This is a genomic window from Pyramidobacter porci (genome assembly GCF_009695745.1).
GTDB classification, from domain to species: Bacteria; Synergistota; Synergistia; order Synergistales; family Dethiosulfovibrionaceae; genus Pyramidobacter; species Pyramidobacter porci.
The window spans coordinates 61,388-76,220 of sequence record NZ_VUNH01000002.1; the positions used below are offsets into that span (position 1 = coordinate 61,388).

Sequence of the window (14,833 nt, forward strand, 5' to 3'; positions counted from 1 at the left end):
GCCGCGCGGAACTTTTATAGAACACTATCTTTAAAGGAGGAAGTTCTTATGAAAAAGTCTTTCGTTGCAATGCTGGCCGGTCTTGCCGTGATGGCTCTGGCCGCGTCCGTCATGGCCGCCCCCGCGGTGGAGAAGCCCGGTGAGAGCGGCTTTGCCGAAATCTCCATCGGCGAAGAGAAGCAGGTCGGCCCCTACAACGTCGCCGCCGTGTACTTCCAGGCCGTCGATATGTATCCCGCCGGCAAGAATCCTTCCAAAGAAGAGTCCGACATGCACCTCGAGGCCGATATCCACCTGCAGCCCGAATACGCCGTGCAGTACGGCTTCGGCGCCGGCGACAACATCTGGCCCGCGTATCTGACCGTCAAGTACGAGATCCTCGACAAGAACAACAAGATCGTCATGTATGGCTCCTTCATGCCCATGAACGCCGATGACGGTCCCCACTACGGCGCCAACATCAAAAAGGGCCTGAAAGTCGGCACCTACACGCTGCGTCTGACCATCGAGCCGCCCACGGATTATCTCCTTCACACCGATCCCGAGACCGGCGTGCCTGCCAAGGAGAACGCCAAGGATTACTTCAAGACCTACACCTGCGATTTCAAATGGAAGTACACCGCTGAGCAGCTTCAGAATCAGTAAAATCGAGGTATAAGCAGAAAAAGAAGTTGAATATGCGGGGAGCTGCGCTGCCGTAAGAGCAGAACAGCGCCCCGCTTTGGCTGTTTATTGAGATCGGGGGTCAGTCCCATTTTAAAATATCTTGTTGCGGTCACGGATCATCTTGCCTCCTTATCGTTTTTGACCGGCCTGATCCTCAGCTTCGTGATGCGGAGCAGAGAGAGAATCGGCCGTCTGATCGCCTGGGGCGGAATGGCGGCGGGGATCCTTCTCGGCTTTGTGGTCTTCGGAGTGCGCATGTACGATCCCAAAGGCATGAATCTGCCTCTGACGCGGTTCAACCGCTGGGTCGTCGTCGCCGTTGCCGCCGTCGCCGCCGCGGCCCTTCTGTGGGCGTCGCTTTCGCTGCTGCTGCGTCGCGTCGAAGGCGTCTGGCGGACGCTGGGCGTCGTGCTGCTGGCGGCGCTGATGGGCGTCGCCTTTATGTATCTGACGCCGTCCGTGATTCAATTCACTCAGGAGTTCGTCTATTTCGGCGAGAGCGGCCTCAGCACCAAGGCTCTGCTGCGCGCGATCGGCTTTGCCCTCGGGCTCGTGCTGTGCCTGCTGCTGGGCTTGAGTTCGTTCAAAGTCCATCGCGCTCTGGGCGAGCGCGGCGGCATGCTGTTTCTCGGCGCGTCCGTGCTCTTTTTCTTCGTCGAGTACGGCTTCAACGCCGTCGCTTCGCTGCAAAGGCTGAAGATGATCCCGCTCAGCGATCTCGTGTTCGAGATCATGGTCCTGGGCGACGAATATGGAAATTACTTCCTCTTCGCGCAGCTGCTGCTGGGGCTGGTCATGCTGCTGTGGGTGATCGTCACGCACCGGCGCCCCGAAGGGGAGTTCGCCAACCGCGCCTTGCTGCGCAGGGAAAAAGCCCGTCTGCGCAACTGCCGCCGCTGGTCCTGGAGCCTGTTCTCCTGGGCCCTGGCGGCGGCGCTGACGGTGACGGTCCTTCATTATTACGACACCAAGCCGCCGGCGGAAGTGCCGCCGGAAGCTTACGATCTGAGCGACGGCGTTATTTCCATAGATCTCGCTCAGGTGTCCGACGGGCATCTGCACAAGTTCTCCTATATCACGCCGAACGGCTACGACGTGCGCTTTCTCGTCGTCAAAAAGCCCGTCGGCACGGCCTACGGCGTCGGGCTGGACGCCTGCGAGATCTGCGGCATCGCCGGCTATTTCGAGCGCGGCGACGACGTGGTGTGCCGCCGCTGCGACGTGGTCATGAACAAGAACACGATCGGCTTCAAGGGCGGCTGCAACCCGATCCCTTTCCCGTACGAGGTGCGGGAAGGACGGATCTCCATCGATGTCAGGGAGCTCGAGCGCCACGAACGGCGCTTCAGGTAGGAGGCGGGGCATACATGTTCTGGAGAATGATTTGGCGGACGCTCGCCCGCCAGAAGAGCAAGATGCTGATGATCGCTTTCACCGTGATTCTCGGCGTGTCGCTGTCCACGGCCATGATGAACGTCATGCTGGGCGTCGGCGACAAGGTCAACCGCGAGCTGAAAGTTTACGGCGCCAACATCACCGTGCGCCACAAGGAAGCGGCGCTGATGAACGATCTCTACGGCCTCAGCGAGGGGCTGGGCGTCACCGACAAATTCCTGTACGAAGAGGACGTGCTCAAGCTCAAGACCATCTTCTGGGGTTTCAACATCATCGACTTCGCGCCGATGATCGACGGGCGCGCCCAGGTCAACGGCGGCGAGGAAGCGCCGCTGCTGGGGACCTGGGTGCAGAAGCACGCCGTGCTGAACACCGGCGAGGAGATCGACACCGGCCTGCGCCCGCTGCGCAACTGGTGGCAGATCGACCTGAAAGGCGACTGGCTCGGCGAAAACGACGACGATTTCGTCATGGTCGGCGGCGCGCTGGCGTCGCGGCTTCGGACCGAGGTCGGCAGCGAACTGACGCTGACTCATGGCGGGATGACGAAAAAAGTGACCGTCAAAGGCATTTTCAACGACGGCGGCGCTGCCGACGGCCAGATCGTCGGCACGCTGAAAATGGTGCAGGAACTCATGGGCCTGCCCGGCAAGGTCTCGCGCCTCGAAGTCTCGGCGCTGACCACGCCCGACAACGACCTGGCGCGCAAGGCCGCCCAGGATCCTCGCGGCCTCTCGCCCGACGAGTACGAGACGTGGTACTGCACGGCCTACGTCAGCGCCATTTGCCATCAGATCCAGGAAGTGGTGCGCGACGGCGTGGCCAAGGCCGTGCGTCAGGTGGCGGAGTCGGAAGGGACGATCCTCAGCAAGACGACGCTGCTGATGATCCTGATCACGATCCTCAGCTCCATTGGCTCGGCGCTGGCGATCTCCAACCTGATCACGGCCAGCGTGATCGAGCGCAGCCAGGAACTGGGCCTGCTCAAGGCACTGGGCGCCCGCAACTATCAGATCGTGCTGCTGGTGCTGGTCGAGGTGATGGTGACCAGCCTGTTCGGCGGCGCGCTGGGGTACTTCCTCGGCATCGGCTTCGCGCAGATCATCGGCCGGACGGTCTTCGGCTCCTCCATCGAGATCGCCCAGATGGTGATCGTGATCGTGGCCGTGATCCTGTTCTTCGTGACGCTGTTCGGTTCGATCCCCGCGATCCGTTATCTGCTGAACCTGAAACCGACGGAGGTCCTCCATGGCAAATAAAAGACGGAAGATGTACCTCAAGATGGTGACGAGTTCGCTGATCCGGCGCGCCTCGCGGCTGATCATCGCCGTGCTGGCCGTCGCCATCGGCGCTACCATCCTCTCGGGTCTGGTGACGATCTATTATGACATTCCGCGCCAGCTGGGACGGGAATTCCGCTCCTATGGCGCCAATTTGCTGCTGCTGCCCAAGGGCGACGCGCGCATCAGCCGCGAAAACCTCGAACGGGTGCGCGCCCTCATCGGCCCCGACCGCATCGTCGGCATGGCGCCGTACCGTTACCAGACGGTGAAGATCAACGAGCAGCCCTATATCATCGCCGGCACCGACCTGCCGCAGGCGAAGAAGAACAGCCCCTTCTGGTACGTGGAGGGGGACTGGGGCAGCGCCGCCGCGCCCGACCGGGTGATGGTCGGCAAGGAGATCGCCGAGACGCTGAATTTGTCCATCGGCGACACGTTCACCGTGCTGGGCGTCAAATACGGCCGCCGCGCCGAAGCCTCCGGGCAGAACCTGTCGGCGGAAGAGAACCGCGGCCGCGACGAAGGCGAACAGAACTTCGCCAAGAAACTGACCGTCTGCGGCATCGTCACCACCGGCGGCGCCGAGGAAGGCTTCATCTTCGCCGACGTGGACATGCTCGACAATCTGATCGGCGACAGCTTCCGCGGCGACGTGGTGGAGTGCAGCGTCGTCGCCGATTCCGAGCAGATGGAAGAACTGACTGCCGACCTTGAGACGAAGATGCCCGGCATCCAGCCGCGCGCCGTGCGCCGTCTCACCCAGTCGCAGGACATCGTGCTGGGCAAGCTGCAGGCGCTGGTGCTGCTGGTTACGGTGGTGGTGCTGATCATCACGATGATCTCGGTCTCCACCACGATGATGGCCATGGTCGCCGAGCGCCGCCGCGAGATCGCCCTGAAAAAGGCGCTTGGCGCCGAGAACCGCCTCGTCATGGGCGAACTGCTCGGCGAAGGCGCGCTGCTGGGCTTCATCGGCAGCGTCATCGGCGTGTTCCTCGGCTTCGAGTTCGCGCAGCGCGTCAGCCTCAGCGTCTTCGGCCGGGCCATCAACTTCCAGTGGCCCATCATCCCCGTTACCATCGCGGTCTTCATCGCGATCACCGTGCTCGCTTCGATCCTGCCGGTGCGCCGGGTAATGGACATTCATCCCGCGATCGTGCTCAGGGGGGAATAAAATTGGGTAAGATTCTCGAATTGAAAGATGTTTCCAAGATCTACGGCGACCTGCACGCCCTCTCGCATATCAACCTGACGGTGAACGAAGGCGAGTGGCTGTCCATCATGGGGCCTTCCGGCTCCGGCAAGACGACGATGCTGAACGTCATCGGCTGCATGGACACTCCCTCGGAGGGCGGCGTCATCCTCGACGGCGCCGACATCAGCCGCGAGAGCGCCGCGAACCTGACGAAGATCCGCCGCGACAAGATCGGGCTGATCTTTCAGCAGTTCCATCTGATCAGCTATCTTTCCGCGCTCGAAAACGTCATGGTCGCTCAGTACTACCACAGCATGCCCGACGAAAAAGAGGCCATGGAGGCGCTGGAAAAAGTCGGACTGGGACAGCGCGCCCATCACCTGCCCACGCAGCTTTCCGGCGGCGAGCAGCAGCGCGTCTGCATCGCCCGCGCGCTGATCAACTCGCCCCGCATCCTGCTCGGCGACGAGCCGACGGGCAACCTCGACGAGGAGAACGAGCGCATCGTCGTGGACATCTTCCACCGTCTGCACGACGAGGGCGTCACGCTGGTCGTCGTTACACACGACCCGGAAGTCGGCGACGTGGCGCAGCGCAAGATCGTGCTGGAGCACGGCAAGATCGTTCAGGACATCGACCAGCGCGCCAATTTCAGCGGCGTGCTGAGAGCGTAAAGGAGAGCGCGCATCGTGAAGAAAACTCTGATTTTGATCGCCGTCTTCGTTGTGATCGGCGGCGTTTTCGCCATGAAGGACAAGTTCTTCGGCGTCACGTACCGGGACGGCGTCTACGAGGGCGAGTATCAGGCCGACGACGGCGAAAACACCAAAGTGATCCTGACGCTCAAGGACAACAGGATCGTAGCCTGCGTTCTCGAAGCCCGCGACGCGCTGGGCAACATCAAGGACGAAAACCACGGCAGGGACGGCTCGGCCGAGGATTTTCGCCAGGCGCAGCGCGCCGTGCGCGAGATGAAAAAGTATCCGGACATGCTGATCGAGGCGCAGGACGTGGACACGATGGACAGCATTTCCGGCGCGTCCGTCACCTACAAGGCCATGCGGATCGCCGTGCATGAAGCTTTGAAAAAGGCGAGGTAACATTGTGAACATGCTGTTCGGAGCTTTGAACGTTCTGCTCGGGCTGGTCCTGTCGCTGACGCCGTTCCGGCTGGCGCCGGTCTGTTCGCAGATGACCCCTCACGGCGCCCCCATGAAGTGCTACTACTCCGGGCTGTTTATCGTCGCCATGGGCGCGGCCGTCGTTGTTTTGTCGCTGTTTGCGCTGCTGCGCCGCGGGCGCGGCTGGGCCGCCGTTTTGGCGGCGTTTGCAGCCATTGTTGCGGCGATCGCCTGCCTGCTCGTTCCTGCCGGCGTGATCCCGCTGCGCGGCGCCGGGTGGGTCTGCGGTCTGTGCGGCGATGCTTCGCACGCCTGCCGCGCCGTGACGATGCCGTTTGTGCGGAAGTTCGCCGCCGCCATCGTCGCGGTGAACGTCGTCTCGCTGATCCTGTCTTTCGTCAGAGGAGGCCGCTGAAGATGACGGGTGCTTCCCTGAGCACGGAGGCCATCGCGCGCAAAAACATCCGCCGCCGCCCCTGGCGGAGTTTCTGCCTTGTGCTCGCGGTGCTGCTGTTCTCGTTTTTCCTGTACGCGGGCACGGTCATGTCGGTCGGTCTGTCCGGCGGCGCGCGCAGCGCCGCCGACCGACTCGGCGCCGACGTCATCGTCGTGCCGGCGGGGTACGACCCCCACATCGACAGCGTGATCCTCTCGGGCAGGCCGTCGATGTTCTACCTGCCCAAGGACGTTCTCGAGCGTCTGCGGGACGTGGAAGGGATCGACCGCATGTCGCCGCAGACTTTTCTGGCGACGATCCGCGCCTCCTGCTGTTCCTATCCGCTGCAGATCGTCGGCGTGGATTACGAGAGCGACTTCATCGTGCGCCCGTGGCTGGAAGCGACGTTGGGGCGCGGCCTTAAAGACGGCGAGCTGATCGTCGGCTACCGCGTCAACGGCGAACCTGGCGAGCGGCTGCATTTCTTCGGCGTCGATCTGCCCGTCGCCGGAAGGCTGGAACAGACGGGCATGAGGTTCGATTCGACGGTTTTCGTGACGCGCAAGACGGTGACTGACTTGGCCAAGGCGGCGGAAAACATCTTCAAACACCCGCTCGCCAGCGACGGCAGCCGCGTCTCGACGGTGATGGTCAAGCTGAAGCCGGGCTACGATTCGGTGAAAGTGGCGCAGGAGATCAACCGCCGCTTCGGCGACGACGATATTTTCGCGCTGTTCAGCAAGAAGTTCGTCAACAGCATCGCCTCTTCGCTGACGCTGGTTTCGTGGATGATCCGCGGCGGCATCGGTCTGGTCTGGCTGCTGGCGGTGATCGTCATCGCGCTGCTGTTCTCCGTGACCATGAACGAGCGCAGGGTCGAGATCGGCGTTCTGCGCGCCATCGGCGCCAGCCGAGGCAAAATCCTCGCCCTGGCTCTGACCGAGGCGTCGCTGATCAGCCTCTACGGCGCGGCGCTGGGCGTGTCTCTCGGCGCGGCGGCCGTGGCCGTCGTCAGCCCGATGGTGGCGGACGCGCTGAAACTGCCGTTCCTGCTGCCGTCCTGGACGGCGCTGATCCTGCTGGGCGCCGCCTCCGTGGCGGTCTCCGTCCTTACGGGCGTGCTGAGCGCGCTGTTCTCGGCGCGCCGGGCCAGCCGCGCCGACATTTACGACACGCTGAGGGGGAACTGAGATGGGCGCCGTTCTGGAACTGAAAGATCTGTGCAAAGGATATTCGCGCGGCGGCCGTTCGTTCTTCGCCGTGGACCATGTGTCGCTGACCGTCGCGAGCAGGGATTTTGTCAACGTCGTCGGCCGTTCCGGCAGCGGCAAATCGACGCTGCTGAACCTGGCGGCGGGGATGCTGGCGCCCACGTCCGGCGCCGTGGAACTGGACGGCGTCGACCTGGCCGGCAAAAGCGACGCGGAACTGTCGCGGCTGCGCTGCGACAGCATCGGCTTCATCCCCCAGGGAGCGGCGGCGCTGCCCAATCTGACCGTGCTGGAGAACGTGATGCTGCCGTTCTGCCTCTATCCGCGCGGCGGCGACGGCGAAGGCGCGGCCCGTTTGCTGCTGGAGCGCTTCGGCATCGGCGCGGCGGCCGGCTCGTACCCGGGCGAACTGTCCGGCGGCGAATTGCGCCGGGTTCTGATCGCCCGCGCGCTGATCAACCGTCCCCGATTGGTGATCGCCGATGAGCCGACGTCGGATCTCGACGTCGAGTCCAGCCGCGGCATCATGGAGGAATTCTCTCGTCTCAACGCCGAGGGCGTGACGCTGCTGATCGTCTCGCACGACCTCGACTCGCTGAGATACGGCACGCGGGTCTGCACGATGAGCGAAGGCCGCCTGCACGAGGGCAACCTGTTCGAAGCGTAAACGGGAACTGCGGGGAAACGGAACGCAAAACAAAAACCGCGCGGACGAACGGAATTTTTCCCGTTCGTCCGCGCGGTTTTTTATTCGCTTCTTTTGGGGGCAGTCTCACGATCGCCTGCGCCAGACGGCGGCGGCGTTGCTGCGGGAGATCAGTTCGTCCACGGGAATGCCGGCGGGGCAGATGTCGCGGCAGGCCAGCGACGTTCCGCAGCCGGAGTAATAACGTCTGACGTATTGTTTCGCCGCTTCGGCGCGATGGGCGGCGTCGCTTTCCTGATTGAAAATGCGGTAGGCGCCGACGGCCGCCGGCGCGCCGGCGAAGCCGCCGTCGGCGCGGAAATTCGGGCAGATTTCGAGGCAGCAGCCGCACATCAGGCAGCGGGCCGACTGAAAGCGCAGTTCATGGGTCTTTTCGCGCATCACGGCCTTGCCGGAGAGCCAGAGGTGGATTTTTTTCAGCTGTTCGAAGATGACGCCGCGGTCGACGACGAGATCGGCGACGAGCGGGAACTTGCTCAGCGGCTCGAGCGTGACCGTCCGCCCCAGAGAGCCGAGAAAGGTTTTGCAGGCCAGCGTGGGCAGGCCGTTGACGCGCATGGCGCAGGCGCCGCACTTGCCGCAGACGCAGCCGCATTCCCAGCGGATGGGCGGCGCTTCGCGGCCGTTCAGGTCGATCAGCGGCGTGCGCGCGTTCAGTTCGCGCAGCGCGGCGGCGACGGACCCGGACCCGTCGCATTCGCAGGCGAATTCCTGCCAGAAAACGGGCGCGCCGGGGCCGGCGGCGCGTTTGACGCGGACGACGAAGTTCACGGGCGCTCGTCCTCCTTTCCGACGTCCTCGAACGTTACGGCGACGCGCGCGCCGTCGAAACGCGCCGCGCTGGTGCGGCGAAATCCGGCGTCGTCGCGTTCGGGAAAGTCGCTGCGGAAGTGCGCGCCGCGGCTTTCCTCGCGGGCCAGCGCGCTTTGCAGCAGAGCCCGGGCCAGCAGCGGCAGCGGGCCGGAAAGCTTTTCCAGTTCGCTCAGGCCCCGGGCCATGGTCTCGCCGTCGCGGACCACGCCGAGGCAGCGTTTGGTGATTTCGTGCATGGCGTTCACGTCCCGCTGCGGCGCAGGCGGCGGCGCTTCGCCGGCGCGACAGCGCGAGGGAGCGGCGGCCTCGTCGATGGCCGTGCGCGCCGCGATCTGCCCGCCGTAAATGGCGCCCAGCAGCGAGTTGCCGCCGAGGCGGTTGGCGCCGTGGTACAGGCAGGCGCACTCGCCGGCGGCGTACAGGTTTTCGAACCCGGCGACGCGGTGCGCGGCGTCCACCTTCAGGCCGCCCATGAAGTAGTGCAGTCCCGGCTCGACGGGGATGGGCCGCTCGCGCGGATCGAGGCGCAGGTAGGTGAGGCAGGTGTCGACCACGCCGGCCAGCTTGCGGCTCATCACGCTCTCGGGCAGCTCCGTCAGGTCGAGGAACACGGGGCCGCCGCGCCGCGCCCGCCAGATCTCGCGCGCGGTGACGTCGCGCGGCATCAGGTTGCCCAGCTCGGGATATTTTTCTTCCATGAAGTACCAGCGCTCGCCGCCCCGCATCGTAAAAAGCCGCCCGCCTTCGCCGCGCGCGGCCTCGCTGATCAGGTGGCGTTTGCCCGAAGCGGGAACGGTGGTGGGGTGGTACTGGATGAACTCTCCGTCGGCGATCGCCGCGCCGAGGCGGAACAGTTCGGCCGCGGCTTCGCCCGTGTTGTCCAGCGAGCCGGTGGTGTCGGAAAAAAGGCCGTGCATGCCGCCGGTCGCCATGATCACCGCGTCGGCGCTGACTTCCGACAAAGAGCCGTCGAAACGGTCGCGCAGCAGCGCGCCGCCGCAGGCGCGCCCGTCGCACAGCAGCGTGACGAAATCGTGATGCGGCAGGCGGACGACTGTCCCTTCCGCTTCGCAGCGGCGCATGGCGTCGATCAGCGCCGTCATTATCTGTTTGCCCGTGCTGCTCTGGGCGAAGGCGGTGCGTTTTTTCTTCTGTCCGCCGAAATTGCGCTGGTCGATCTCGCCCCCCGCCCGATTGAACTGCGTCCCCATTTCCAGCAGGCGGCGCACGATGCCCGGCGCCGCCTCGGTCATGCCGCGCAGCGCCGCGGCGTCGGCCAGCCCGCAGCCGGCTTTGTACGTGTCGGCAAAGTGCTGCTGCGGACTGTCGTCCTCGCCCTTCACGTTCAGCGCCGCGTTGATGCCGCCTTCGGCCATCACCGACTGGGCGCGCTCCGACGGCATCGACGAGGCGAGCGCGGCGCGGCTCCCTTTTCCCGCGGCGGTCAGGGCGGCCGACAGGCCCGCCAGCCCCGCGCCGACGATCAGCACCGTCTTCATAGCCACTGCCACTCCGCGTAATAAAAGATCAGCGCCGCCGCGAAAAACAGCAGCAGCAGCGAAAAGACCAGCAGCAGATCGCCCTGCCAGACGCGGTAGCGACAGACGCCGAGCGAGACCAGCAGCGGCCCCAGCCCCGCCAGCGCGTGCAGCGCCAGCGCCGCGGCCAAAAGGACCTGCACGAGCATTTTCAGCGTCGTGAACTCGAACAGCACGAACTGCCCCGAGCGAACGCGGCCGAAAACGCCGACGTGCAGGCACAGCAGCAGGATCAGGGCCAGCCCGCTGAAACGGATCGCCCAGAAGCGCGCGTTCTGCCGCAGATACAGCGCGCCGCGCCGCGAAGCTCGCAGCGTCGGAACCGTCAGCGCCAGACCGATGGCGCCGTGCAGCGCCGCCAGCGCCATCGCCGTCCAGGCCGCGGCCTTGTCCGTGCCGGCGTTGACGCCCAGCAGCATGAAGCTGCCCGACATGCCGTGCCACGCCAGCAGGACCAGCAGCGCCGCCGTGACCAGCGCGTTGAGCCGCCTCACAGCGCGCGCTCCATTTCCCGCGTTTTCAGCGTCAGCGCGCCCAGCCGCCCGATGTCGCTCATGAGGATGACGCGCCGCGGCGCGACGAACAGGTCGTACTTGCCCGCGAGCGCCTTCGACCGCAGCATCACGGGCGAGCAGGGGCTCAGCTTCACCTTCAGACCGGCGCGTTCCAGCCGGCGCGCCAGACGCCGCGCGTAAACGCCGAGCGCCTTTTCGTCGGTCGTGTAGGCCAGCTTCAGTTCCCGCGGACCGTGAAAGCGCGCCTCGCGGCCGAGCGCGGCCTCGCGCAGTCCGCGCAGCAGTTCGCCGGACGCGTCCGCGCGCGGGTTGACCGCCAGCAGGTAGAGCCCGTCCAGCTCCTTCCCGCCGGCGCGGGCGCGCCGCGCCCCCGAGGAAGCGGCCGAAAGCGCGTCGAGCCGCGAGCGGTAATAAAAGCCCGTTCCGGCGATCAGCCCCAGCGCCAGTGCCGTCGCCAAAAACGCGTGTTTGACCATGTTCTCACCCTTCCCGAAAGATCCACTCTGCGTTAGGTTTCTCAAACTTTAGCCCCATTGTACCGCAATTTCGGGGAAAGAACACGCCCGCCGACGGCGCGGCGCGAAAAACGGCCCCGCGGAGATTTTTTCGTCTGTTCCCAACCTTCCGATCTTCTGTATAATGAAACTCATAAAGGAAGGGGAGTGAACGCCATGAACGGAAAGTACGAACAGCTCCGCATCATTCCGGACGCGGACGGAGATTTCGTCGCCGGCAGCGAGCTGACGGCCGTGAAGCAGTTCATCGCGCTGTGCGCGCGCGGCCCGGCGGCGGAGATCGAAACGGCGCTGCGCCGGGGCGCCCTGTCCGGCGCCCGCGACGAGCGGGGCGTGACGCCGCTCATGGCGGCGCTGAACTCCAACTCCAGTCTGGCGGCGCTGAAAGTCCTGATCGAACACGGCGCGCCCCTGGAGGCGAGAAACGGCGAACACGCCACGCCCCTGATGATCGCCGCGCAGAAACGCAGCGCCGTCGTCGTCGACCTGCTCGTCGAAGCGGGAGCGAAAGTCGGCGCGCGCGACCGCCAGGGACGCACGGCGCTGATGTACGCCGCGGCCTACAACCGCGACGCCGCCGTCGTCGACATCCTGCTGCGCTCCGGCGCGCAGATCGACCGCGGCGACCGCGACGGCATGACCGCGCTGATGCACGCGCTCAAGCAGGTCGTGCCGTCGTCTGCCGTGGTGCGCCTCCTGCTGCTGGCGGGAGCCGACGCCAATTTCCGCGACAAAAGCGGCTGGACGCCGCTGAAACTGGCCGCCGTCTACAACAAAACGACCGAGGCGGCGGAGCTGCTCCTCGGCGCGGGGGCCCGCCCCGGCGGCGAAGCGGAGCAGGGCGCGCTGGCGGGATTGCTCCAACAGAATCCGCTGATGAGCGATGCCGACAAGACCCGTCTGAACAGCCGGCTGTCCCGTCTCTATTATTTCGAAAAGAAGGAACTGTGATACTGGTTTTTGATAGAAAACGATAAGTGCCCGCCCTCCGAAGGAGTCCGGCCGCTTACAGCTCTCCCGGCTGCCGCGCGGCCCGCTTTGCGGATTTTGCTCGCAGCGCCCTTGCGTTCGGCCTTTTTCGAATGGAAAGCGCTTCTTCGGTTCCGGATCTGGGCAGCAGCGAGATGATGCCCTTTGTCAGCGTTCGAAAGGGAAAATGCGCTATGGGGAAAAAGATATTGAATATCCATTGCCCTCAGTGTGGGGCGCCGGCAAATTTTGACATTGTCCATCAGGTTTATGAATGCGGCTACTGCGGCGGAACGGTGAAGGTCGAGGCCGCGCTGGAGGAAAAAAAGGATTACCGGAACGCGCAGCAGAAAAAGATGAAGAAGTCCGCGGAGGCGTTCTCTTTGGAGTCCGCGTCCTGCAGCGGATGCGGCGCAACGATTGTGTTCGAGGAAAACGAGGCTCTGTCGAAATGCGCGTTCTGCGGCAGGAGCCTGGTGCGGAAAGAGTATCTGTACGAGGCGGGACTGCCGGAGAGCGTCATCCCGTTCAGGCTCGCGAAAGCGGAAGCGCAGCAAAGGCTGGAAGAATGGTGCGACCGGAACAGGCGCAAAAAAGAGGCGCAGCATCTGCGGGGCATGATCCCCGAGCTGAAGGGATTCTATCTTCCCTATGAGATGGTGCGCGGCCCGGTGCATTGCCGCGTGAGCTGCGGGAGGACGGCCAAGGTCTACGGCTTCGACGGTTTTGTGAACGATGAGTTCGTAAACGGTTCGAAACAGCTCGACAATTTACTGTTGGACGCCATGGAGCCGTTTGATCTGGACGGTCTTGAAGCCTTCGATTTCGCTTATGTCGCGGGACAGCATGTAAAGATAACGGATATATCCAACGCCGAAGCCGAAAGGCGGATGACGGAAGAGATCTCGGAAAACTACAGGCCGCAGCTGGAAAAGATGTGGGGCACCAAGGCGATCAAGGTCGATACGGAGGGAAAGTCCGCCGTCAGGCTGCCAGTGCTTTTGCCGGTCTATTATATTTCCAGCGGGGATATCTGCGCGGCCGTGAACGGACAGACGGGCAAAGTCAGCGTCCGCGCGGAGAAGAAAACGTATTACGTCACTCTGCCATGGTGGCTGAAAGCTATGGTAACGCTGCTTTCGGCAGTCGGCGCCACATTTTCCGCGATGGCGCTTTCCGGCATGGACCGCGGGGAAAGCCTGGGCATCGCGGGCATGCTCGGGATCTTTTATCTGATCGTCTATCTGTGCATGCTCGGCGATTTCGCGAATAACCGCGGGGAGATCGGGTCTTACAGAAAGATATTCACCTCGGGAGAGCGGACCTTCCGCAGGGACGGAGGAAAGCTTGTCCTCCGCGAAGAGATTCTGGAGCGCAAGGTGGCCCGGCCGGTGTTCTTGAGGGAACTGGACGGCAGGGTCCAGCCCGTCATCTATCTTTTCAAATCGCCGAAACGGATGATGGGGATCGCGCTCCTGAGTTTCACGGTCATTTTTTTACCGGCGATCATCGCGCTCTTTCTCAATGGATTCGACTTTGCGAGGCTGACTCTCGGCGGCTCGGCCGTATGGTTCTGCGTCGCGGTCCCCGTCGTGCCGATTTATTTTGTGGTCTTCGGCATTGCAAGGCTTTATGATACCCCGTGGATCTATACTCTTGCGGAGGACGGCGGAAAGAAGCGCTACAGAAAAAAGACCGAAATCACGTGGAAAAAAGCGGCAAGCGGCCTCTCGGCCTTCCTCCTTTTGCTGGTAAAGCCGCCGTTCTGCCTGGCAGCCTGGTTTGGAATCGCGTCCTTTTGCGTCATGTGTTATTTGACGGCCTTCGGTTTTTGATCGGCGAAACGAGAAGAGGCTCGAACGCCGGACGCTCCCCAGCCCCTCCGCGCGAGAGCCGCGAAGCGGAGCGCGCGGACGGCTGCCCGCGGCTCCCGGCTCCGTTTCGACGCGGCGGCTCCCGATCGAAAGAAATCTGCGAAAATCCGTTTTTCGTCGTGATCCCCGCTTGCTTTTTGATAAAAGTCTGATAAGCTGAGAACAGTTTCATGAAATATGCTTACCAAAGGAGGAGACGAAAGTGGCGAAATTTGTGATGAAAAGCGTCGCGTCGGGCTTGAAGTTCGATCTGAAAGCGGGTAACGGCGAGGTGATCGCGACTTCGGAAGTGTACACCACCGAGGCGGCCTGCCGCAACGGCGTCGCCAGCGTGGTGAAGAACGCGGCCGAGGCCGTCTTGGAAGACCAGACCGAGAAGGATTTTGCCGTCCAGAAGAACCCGAAGTTCGAACTCTACGCCGACAAGGCCGGCGAGTTCCGCTTCCGCCTCAAGGCCCGCAACGGCCAGGTCATCGCCGTTTCCGAAGGCTACAAAGCCAAGGCCGGCTGCCTGAACGGCATCGAAAGCGTGCGCAAAAACGCCCCGAACGCCTCCGTCGAAAAGGCGTAATTCGTTTTTTCGCATCTGCGATAAA

At 63.6% G+C, this 14,833-nt stretch carries 16 protein-coding genes; 12 read left to right on the forward strand and 4 right to left on the reverse strand.

Annotation, left to right across the window (positions count from 1 at the left end):
• The first annotated feature begins 48 nt into the window (after positions 1 to 48).
• The 9 genes from FYJ74_RS02215 to FYJ74_RS02255 all read left to right on the forward strand — a co-directional run bounded on the left by FYJ74_RS02215 (position 49) and on the right by FYJ74_RS02255 (position 7,974).
• Complete coding sequence (locus tag FYJ74_RS02215; RefSeq protein ID WP_154527985.1) at positions 49 to 645, forward strand: iron transporter; 597 nt, start codon at positions 49 to 51, stop codon at positions 643 to 645.
• Positions 646 to 831: 186 nt separating this feature from the next.
• Complete coding sequence (locus FYJ74_RS02220) at positions 832 to 2,019, forward strand: Fe-S-containing protein (RefSeq protein WP_229769313.1); 1,188 nt, start codon at positions 832 to 834, stop codon at positions 2,017 to 2,019.
• A 14-nt stretch (positions 2,020 to 2,033) separates the two neighbouring features.
• Entirely contained in the window at positions 2,034 to 3,320 is a 1,287-nt protein-coding gene (locus tag FYJ74_RS02225) for an ABC transporter permease (protein WP_154527987.1), read from the forward strand.
• Positions 3,310 to 4,518, forward strand: coding sequence for an ABC transporter permease (locus FYJ74_RS02230; RefSeq protein WP_154527988.1), 1,209 nt, complete (start codon positions 3,310 to 3,312; stop codon positions 4,516 to 4,518). Before FYJ74_RS02225 ends, FYJ74_RS02230 begins: the two co-directional genes overlap by 11 nt.
• A gap of 2 nt (positions 4,519 to 4,520) precedes the next feature.
• On the forward strand, positions 4,521 to 5,213 hold the full coding sequence (locus FYJ74_RS02235) for an ABC transporter ATP-binding protein (RefSeq protein WP_154527989.1): 693 nt from the start codon (positions 4,521 to 4,523) through the stop codon (positions 5,211 to 5,213).
• Positions 5,214 to 5,228: 15 nt separating this feature from the next.
• Positions 5,229 to 5,639, forward strand: coding sequence for an FMN-binding protein (locus FYJ74_RS02240; protein WP_326830849.1), 411 nt, complete (start codon positions 5,229 to 5,231; stop codon positions 5,637 to 5,639).
• Positions 5,640 to 5,649: 10 nt separating this feature from the next.
• A complete protein-coding gene (locus tag FYJ74_RS02245) occupies positions 5,650 to 6,075 on the forward strand; it encodes a DUF4418 family protein (protein ID WP_229769314.1) in 426 nt (141 codons plus the stop codon).
• A 2-nt stretch (positions 6,076 to 6,077) separates the two neighbouring features.
• On the forward strand, positions 6,078 to 7,286 hold the full coding sequence (locus tag FYJ74_RS02250; protein ID WP_154527991.1) for an ABC transporter permease: 1,209 nt from the start codon (positions 6,078 to 6,080) through the stop codon (positions 7,284 to 7,286).
• 1 nt (position 7,287) lies between these two features.
• Entirely contained in the window at positions 7,288 to 7,974 is a 687-nt protein-coding gene (locus FYJ74_RS02255) for an ABC transporter ATP-binding protein (RefSeq protein ID WP_154527992.1), read from the forward strand.
• Between the two features lie 105 nt (positions 7,975 to 8,079).
• Here FYJ74_RS02255 and FYJ74_RS02260 read toward each other — a convergent pair whose 3' ends face one another.
• From FYJ74_RS02260 to FYJ74_RS02275, 4 genes are read right to left on the reverse strand one after another with little or no spacing between them, the layout of a single operon-like run.
• Positions 8,080 to 8,784: a succinate dehydrogenase/fumarate reductase iron-sulfur subunit gene (locus FYJ74_RS02260; RefSeq protein WP_326830850.1), complete on the reverse strand. Its 705-nt coding sequence runs from the start codon at positions 8,782 to 8,784 to the stop codon at positions 8,080 to 8,082.
• Positions 8,781 to 10,325, reverse strand: coding sequence for an FAD-binding protein (locus FYJ74_RS02265; protein WP_154527993.1), 1,545 nt, complete (start codon positions 10,323 to 10,325; stop codon positions 8,781 to 8,783). The genes FYJ74_RS02260 and FYJ74_RS02265 overlap by 4 nt, the downstream gene beginning before the upstream one ends.
• A complete protein-coding gene (locus tag FYJ74_RS02270; RefSeq protein ID WP_320633790.1) occupies positions 10,322 to 10,858 on the reverse strand; it encodes a pilus assembly protein PilX in 537 nt (178 codons plus the stop codon). The genes FYJ74_RS02265 and FYJ74_RS02270 overlap by 4 nt, the downstream gene beginning before the upstream one ends.
• On the reverse strand, positions 10,855 to 11,355 hold the full coding sequence (locus FYJ74_RS02275; protein WP_154527994.1) for a DUF6921 family protein: 501 nt from the start codon (positions 11,353 to 11,355) through the stop codon (positions 10,855 to 10,857). The genes FYJ74_RS02270 and FYJ74_RS02275 overlap by 4 nt, the downstream gene beginning before the upstream one ends.
• 195 nt (positions 11,356 to 11,550) lie before the next feature.
• On the opposite strand from FYJ74_RS02275, the gene FYJ74_RS02280 reads away from it, so the two are divergent.
• From FYJ74_RS02280 to FYJ74_RS02290, 3 genes are all read left to right on the forward strand, one after another.
• Entirely contained in the window at positions 11,551 to 12,345 is a 795-nt protein-coding gene (locus FYJ74_RS02280; protein ID WP_154527995.1) for an ankyrin repeat domain-containing protein, read from the forward strand.
• Between the two features lie 212 nt (positions 12,346 to 12,557).
• Positions 12,558 to 14,198 (forward strand): hypothetical protein, encoded by a 1,641-nt coding sequence (locus FYJ74_RS02285; RefSeq protein WP_154527996.1) that lies wholly within the window; start codon positions 12,558 to 12,560, stop codon positions 14,196 to 14,198.
• Positions 14,199 to 14,439: 241 nt separating this feature from the next.
• A complete protein-coding gene (locus FYJ74_RS02290) occupies positions 14,440 to 14,808 on the forward strand; it encodes a YegP family protein (RefSeq protein WP_320793932.1) in 369 nt (122 codons plus the stop codon).
• Positions 14,809 to 14,833 lie beyond the last annotated feature (25 nt).